The organism is Actinacidiphila oryziradicis, assembly GCF_005047355.1.
In the GTDB taxonomy this organism is placed as follows: domain Bacteria; phylum Actinomycetota; class Actinomycetes; order Streptomycetales; family Streptomycetaceae; genus Actinacidiphila; species Actinacidiphila oryziradicis.
The window spans coordinates 1-6,505 of sequence record NZ_SUMC01000211.1 but is presented as its reverse complement, the minus strand read 5'-3'; the positions used below and the strand labels follow the sequence as shown (position 1 = coordinate 6,505).

5 protein-coding genes are annotated in these 6,505 nt (G+C 72.1%); 4 read left to right on the top strand and 1 reads right to left on the bottom strand.

Annotated features, from left to right (window positions below; all coding sequences use genetic code 11):
* The 4 genes from FCI23_RS53375 to FCI23_RS53360 form a co-directional block, all read left to right on the top strand.
* Positions 1 to 1,829: phosphoketolase family protein (locus tag FCI23_RS53375; protein WP_136731366.1), on the top strand; the 1,829-nt coding region annotated here is incomplete at its 5' end.
* 227 nt (positions 1,830 to 2,056) lie between these two features.
* On the top strand, positions 2,057 to 2,680 hold the full coding sequence (locus FCI23_RS53370) for a DoxX family membrane protein (protein ID WP_136731364.1): 624 nt from the start codon (positions 2,057 to 2,059) through the stop codon (positions 2,678 to 2,680).
* Positions 2,681 to 2,920: 240 nt separating this feature from the next.
* Entirely contained in the window at positions 2,921 to 3,682 is a 762-nt protein-coding gene (locus FCI23_RS53365; RefSeq protein WP_136731362.1) for an HAD family hydrolase, read from the top strand.
* Complete coding sequence (locus FCI23_RS53360) at positions 3,679 to 6,099, top strand: glycoside hydrolase family 65 protein (protein WP_136731360.1); 2,421 nt, start codon at positions 3,679 to 3,681, stop codon at positions 6,097 to 6,099. The genes FCI23_RS53365 and FCI23_RS53360 overlap by 4 nt, the downstream gene beginning before the upstream one ends.
* Positions 6,100 to 6,157: 58 nt before the next feature.
* Here FCI23_RS53360 and FCI23_RS53355 read toward each other — a convergent pair whose 3' ends face one another.
* Complete coding sequence (locus tag FCI23_RS53355; protein WP_136731358.1) at positions 6,158 to 6,385, bottom strand: adenine nucleotide alpha hydrolase family protein; 228 nt, start codon at positions 6,383 to 6,385, stop codon at positions 6,158 to 6,160.
* Positions 6,386 to 6,505: the final 120 nt, after the last annotated feature.

The following is a 6,505-nucleotide window of genomic DNA, read 5'->3' as shown; positions in this document are numbered from 1 at the left end:
CCGCCTCCTGGCACTCCAACAAGTTCCTCGACCCGGTCCACGACGGGGCCGTCCTGCCGATCCTGCACCTGAACGGCTACAAGATCGCCAACCCCGCCGTCCTGGCCCGCATCCCCGAGTCCGAGCTTGACGACCTGCTGCGCGGCTACGGCCACGAGCCGTTGCACGTCACCGGCGACGACCCTCTCACCGTCCACCGCGCCATGGCGCACGCCCTGGACACCGCCCTGGACCGTATCGCCCTCATCCAGCGCACCGCCCGTGAGGAGGGCGTCACCGAACGCGCCCGCTGGCCGGTGATCGTCCTGCGCACACCCAAGGGCTGGACCGGCCCCGCCGAAGTCGACGGGGTGCCCGTCGAAGGCACCTGGCGGGCCCACCAGGTCCCCCTGTCGGCCGTCCGGACCAACCCCGAGCACCTGCGGCAGCTGGAGACATGGCTGCGCTCGTACCGCCCGGAAGAGCTCTTCGACGAGCACGGCCGCCCGCGCGGACAGGTGCTGGCCTGCGTCCCCGACGGTGACCTGCGGCTCGGCGCGACCCCGCACGCCAACGGCGGGCTGCTGCTGCACGACCTGCCCGTCCCGCCGCTGGAGCGGTTCGCGATCGAGGTCGACAAGCCCGGGGAGACGATGCACGAGCCGACCCGGGTCCTGGGCGAGCTGCTCGAAGCCGTCATGGAGAACACGAGCGACCGCCGCGACTTCCGCCTCGTCGGCCCCGACGAGACCGCCTCCAACCGCCTCCAGGCGGTCTACGCCGCCACCGGCAAGGCCTGGCAGGCCGAGACCCTGGACGTGGACGAGCACCTGGACCGGCACGGCCGGGTCATGGAGATCCTGTCCGAACACACCTGCCAGGGCTGGCTGGAGGGCTACCTCCTCACCGGCCGGCACGGGATGTTCTCCTGCTACGAGGCCTTCGTCCACATCGTCGACTCCATGGTCAACCAGCACATCAAATGGCTGCGCACCACGCGCAAGCTGCCCTGGCGCCGTCCCATCGCCTCCCTCAACTACCTGCTCACCTCACACGTCTGGCGGCAGGACAACAACGGCTTCTCCCACCAGGACCCCGGCTTCATCGACCACGTCCTCAACAAAGCGCCCGAAGTCGTACGCGTCTACCTCCCGCCGGACGCCAACACCCTGCTGTCCGTGGCCGACCACGTCCTGCGCAGCCGCGACTACGTCAACGTCGTCGTCGCCGGCAAACAGCCCTGCTTCGACTGGCTCTCCCTGGACGCCGCCCGCGCCCACTGCGCCCGCGGCGCCGGGATCTGGGAATGGGCCGGCACCGAAGAGGGCACCGCCGAACCCGACGTGGTGCTGGCCTGCGCGGGCGACGTACCCACCCAGGAAATCCTGGCCGCCGCCAAGCTGATCCGCCACCACCTGCCCCAGCTGGCCGTCCGCGTCGTCAACATCGTCGACCTGGCCCGGCTGCTGCCCCACGAGGAGCACCCGCACGGCATGTCCGACCCCGACTACGACGCACTGTTCACCCCCGACAAACCGGTCATCTTCGCCTACCACGGCTACCCGTGGCTGATCCACCGTCTCGCCTACCGCCGCGCCGGCCACGCCAACCTGCACGTGCGCGGCTACAAGGAGATCGGCACCACCACCACCCCCTTCGACATGGTCGTCCGCAACGACCTCGACCGCTACCGCCTGGTCATGGACGTCATCGACCGCGTCCCCGGCCTCGCCGTCCGCGCCGCCCCCGTACGGCAGCTGATGGAGGACACCCGGCTGCGCCACCACTCCTGGATCCGCGAGCACGGCACCGACCTGCCCGAGGTCGCCGACTGGACCTGGAACGGCTGACCACCCGCACCCACCCGCACCCACCCCCGAGGGGCCGCCCGCACGCCGGGCGGCCCCTCGCTCTGTCCGGCCCCGCGCGCCAACAGGCCTTGCGAAGCAGTGCCGTTCGGCCCCATGGGTACGGGCCATCGGCCCCCAGCGCGGCCCGCAGGTACGGCGGGACAGTGAGGACGCAACGAACGACAGGCCATCAGATACCGCGCACCGCCCCCGAAGGGATGAGCACCATGGCAGTCCACGAGAGCCCGCAGGCCCACCGTCGCACCGGGTTCCACCTCCCCACCCCGAACCAGAGCGCTACCACGTCCGGTGACACCGCGATCGCGACCGCAACGGCGACCCGCGCCCGGGTCTTCGCCGGCCTCCGCCTGGTGACCGGGTTCGTCTTCCTGTGGGCCTTCCTCGACAAGACCTTCGGCTGGGGCTACGCGACCGGCTCCGGCAAGGGCTGGATCGACGGCGGCTCGCCGACCAAGGGCTTCCTCAGCAGCGTCGCCGCCGGACCCATGGAGTCCACCTTCCACAGCTGGGCCGGAGCGGGCTGGGCGAACTGGCTGTTCATGCTCGCCCTGCTCGGCGTCGGCCTCGCCCTCCTCAGCGGCATCGCGCTGCGGCCCGCCGCCGTCGCCGGTACCGCCCTGATGGCCTTCATGTGGATCGCGGAGTGGCCGCCCGCCCAGCACCTGTCCGACGGCACGCCCAGCATGTCCTCCAACCCGCTCGTCGACTACCACGTCCTCTACGCCGCCGTCATGATCGCCCTCGCCGTCGCCTCCGCCGGCACCACCTGGGGACTCGGCAAAGCCTGGGCCCGGCTGCCCATCGTCCGCGACCACACCTGGCTCCACTGAGCACCACCCACCACACGCCCGGCCCGGGGTACCGCATCCCCCGGGCCGGGTTTCTTCCACGGAAAGAAGAGGAACCGCCATGACCGTACGCATAGGCATCAACGGATTCGCCCGCATCGGCCGCAACTTCCTCCGCAGCGTCCTGGCCCGCAAGCTCGCTACCCACTTGTGAACAGCGCCGGCCATGGTGCCATGGGGGGAAAGCACTCCCCGCTGTCACCGCCGCGAAAGGATCTTGTCATGGCACCCGCGTCCCCGCTCGTACCGCGTCTGCGGACGGTGCGGGCCGTGGTGTTCGATACCGACGGGGTGATCACCGACTCCGCCCGGGTGCACGCCGCCGCCTGGCAGGAGGCGTTCGACGCCTGCCTGCGGGCGGCCGGGCAGCACCAGCCGTTCGACCCGGTGGAGGACTACCGCCGCTACGTCGACGGCAAGTCACGGCTGGACGGCGCCGCCGCCTTCCTCGCCTCGCGCGGGCTGCGGCTGCCGGCAGGTGCCCCGGACGACCCGCGCGGTACCGGCACGGTGCGGGCCGTCGCCGCCCGCAAGGAGCAGCTGTTCGTGCGACGGCTGCGGGAGGGTGGCATCGCCGCCTGGCCCGGCAGCGTACGGCTGCTGTACGCCCTGCGGGCCCAGGGCGTGCCGTGCGCCGCGGTCTCCGCCTCCCGGCACGCCCCCGAGCTGCTGGCCGGGGCGGGGGTGCGGGACCTGTTCCAGGCCGTGGTGGACGGCAACGAGGCGGCCCGGCTGCGGCTGCCCGGCAAGCCCGACCCGGCGCTGTTCCTGGAGGCGGCGCGGCGACTGGACGCGGTCCCAGCGGAGGCGGCCGTCATCGAGGACGCGCTGGCCGGGGTCGAGGCCGGCCGGCCCGGCGGCTTCGGCCTCGTCATCGGCGTGGACCGCACCACCGGACCGACCACCGCCGCCGACCTCCGCGGGCACGGGGCCGACCTGGTGGTCGGCGACCTGGCCGAATTGCTGACCACCACGGAAGGATGACGATGCCGGACGACTGGACCTGGAATTACGAGGGATACGACCCGGCGCAGGAGCGGCTGCGCGAGTCATTGTGCACCCTCGGCAATGGCTATTTCGCCACCCGGGGCGCCGCCCCCGAGACGACCGCGGGCCCGGCCCACTACCCCGGCACCTACGCCGCGGGCTGCTACAACCGCTTGATCACGACCGTAGCCGGACGGCAGGTCGGACACGAGGACATCGTCAACCTGCCGAACTGGCTCCCGCTGCGCTTCCGCGCCCGCGCCGGCGACACCCCGCCCGGCCCCTGGTTCACCCCCGACGACGGCACTCTGCTGGAGTACCGGCAGACCCTGGACCTGCGCCGGGGCACCCTAACCCGGCAGATGCGGCTGCGCGACGCGCACGGGCGCCGGCTGACGGTCGAGCAGTGCCGCCTGGTGCACATGGGCGACCCCCACCTGGCCGCGCTGCGCACCGAGTTCACCGCCGAGGACTGGGCGGGCGAGCTGGAGGTGGAGTCCGCGCTCGACGGTGACGTCACCAACGCGGGCGTCGACCGATACCGCGACCTCAACGGCCACCACCTCGCCCACTGGCACACCGGGGTCACCGAACCGGACACCGTATGGCTGCGCTGCCGTACCTCCGCCTCCGACATCCGCATTGCCATGGCCGCTCGCACCCGGGCTCTGCCCGCCGCCCCGGCGGCCGTGCGGCTCCTTCCCGGCGAGCGCAGCGTCGTGCACCGGCTGACGGTGCCGATCGGGCCCGGACATCCCGTCGTCGTGGAGAAGACGGTGGGCCTGCACACCTCACGCGACCCGGCGATCAGTGACCCCCTGCACGCCGCGATCGACCGGGTGCAGCGGGCACCGGACTTCGAGACGTTGCTCGCCTCCCACAGTGCCGCATGGGAACGGCTGTGGCAGCGTGCAGAGTTGCAAGTGCCGAACGAGGCCGGACACGTGCTGCGGCTGCACCTCTTCCACGTACTGCAGACCCTCTCGCCGCACACCGCCGGGCTCGACGTGGGCGTACCGGCCCGCGGGCTGCACGGCGAGGCCTACCGGGGCCATGTCTTCTGGGACGAGCTGTTCGTCCTGCCTTATCTGAACCTGCACCTTCCGGAGGTTTCCCGGGCTCTGCTGTCCTACCGCCACCGGCGGCTGGGCCAGGCGTGCCGCGCGGCGGCCGACGCTGGGCGGGCCGGGGCCATGTACCCGTGGCAGAGCGGCAGCGACGGTCGCGAGGAGACCCAGACATTCCACCTGAACCCCCGCTCGGGCCGCTGGCTGCCCGACCACTCACGACTCCAGCACCACGTCGGCTCGGCGGTCGCCTACAACATCTGGCAGTATTGCCAGGCCAGCGGGGACACGGAGTTCCTGCACGGGCCGGGTGCGGAGATGCTGCTGCAGATCGCCCGCTTCTGGGCCGACAGCGCCCTCTGGGATCCGGCCTACGAGCGCTACCGGATCCGGGGGGTCGTCGGTCCCGACGAGTACCACGACGCCTATCCCGGCGCCGCCGGGCCCGGCCTCGACGACAACGCCTACACCAATGTCACCGCCGCCTGGGTACTGTGCCGCGCCCTGGACCTCGCCGCCGCGCTGCCCGCCCCGCGCCGCCAGGAACTGTTCGAGCGCATCGGTCTGGAACCGGCGGAGCTGGAGCTCTGGGAGGACGTCTCCCGTAGGCTGCGGGTGCCCTTCCACCACAACCACGGGCCCGTCATCAGCCAGTTCGAGGGGTACGGCGACCTCGCCGAGCTGGACTGGGACGCCTACCGCGCCCGCTACGGCGACATCCGGCGCCTGGACCGGATCCTGGAGGCCGAGGGCGACACCGTCAACCGCTACCAGGCGTCCAAGCAGGCCGATGTGCTGATGCTCGGCTACCTCTTCTCGCCCGCCGAACTCTCCGTGCTCCTCGCCCGCCTGGGGCACACCCTCGACGACGACACCTGGCGTACGACCGTCGATCACTACCTCGCCCGCACCAGCCACGGCTCCACCCTCAGCGGCCTCGTGCACGGCTGGGTGCTGGCCCGTGCCCGCCGCTCCGGAGCCTGGAAGTACTGCCAGGAGGCCCTCACCGGCGATGTGCTCGACCTTCAGGGCGGCACCACCGCCGAGGGCATCCACCTGGGCGCAATGGGCGGCACCCTCGACCTTGTCCAGCGCGGCCTGACCGGCCTGGAAACCCGTGAGGACGCGTTGTGGCTCGATCCGGCACCGCTGCCCGAGCTGAAGGAGTACGGCTTCGCCATTCGCTACCGGGGCCACTGGGGCATCCGCTTGGACCTCAGCGCCGGGCGCCTGCGCATCAGCGTGCCCGCCTCCGACGAGGTGCCCATCCGCGTCGTCCTCCCCGGCCGCGAATTCACCGTCGCTCCGGGCGACTCCTGCGCTCTGGACCTGCCGGGCAGCGGGTAGGCCTCACTCCTCAGCCGTCGGCCGGGGGACGGTCTCGACCCGACCGCAGCGCGGCGGCTCAGCTGTACGGTACAAGCGCCACCGGGCAGCAGGCGTGGTGGGCGACGGCGTGCGGTACGCCGTCCAGGCACCGGCGGGCGCGCCCGATAACCAGCAGGTCCGCGCGGGCCGAGGCAGTCACCAGCGCCTGGGCGGCGCCGAGCAGCCGGACGTCCGGGGTCACCGCTACCGCCGGGCACTTCGTGCGTCGTCGGCGCAGGGCGTCGCGGAGCAGCTGTACCCCCATGCCCCATTCCGTCAGTCTCGGAGCCGAGGGCCGCCCGCCGTGTGGGCCTTTCGGCCCCCGGTAGGGACTTGCGGCCTCTCCTGTCGCCGTGACGCAGCCGCGAGGCTGGAAGTGTCCCCG

Bases quoted from the DNA above. Each gene is read 5' to 3' on its own strand.
- FCI23_RS53370 (WP_136731364.1), top strand. From the start codon at position 2,057: ATGGCAGTCCACGAGAGCCCGCAGGCCCACCGTCGCACCGGGTTCCAC.
- FCI23_RS53365 (WP_136731362.1), top strand. From the start codon at position 2,921: ATGGCACCCGCGTCCCCGCTCGTACCGCGTCTGCGGACGGTGCGGGCC.
- FCI23_RS53360 (WP_136731360.1), top strand. From the start codon at position 3,679: ATGACGATGCCGGACGACTGGACCTGGAATTACGAGGGATACGACCCG.
- FCI23_RS53355 (WP_136731358.1), bottom strand. From the start codon at position 6,385: ATGGGGGTACAGCTGCTCCGCGACGCCCTGCGCCGACGACGCACGAAG.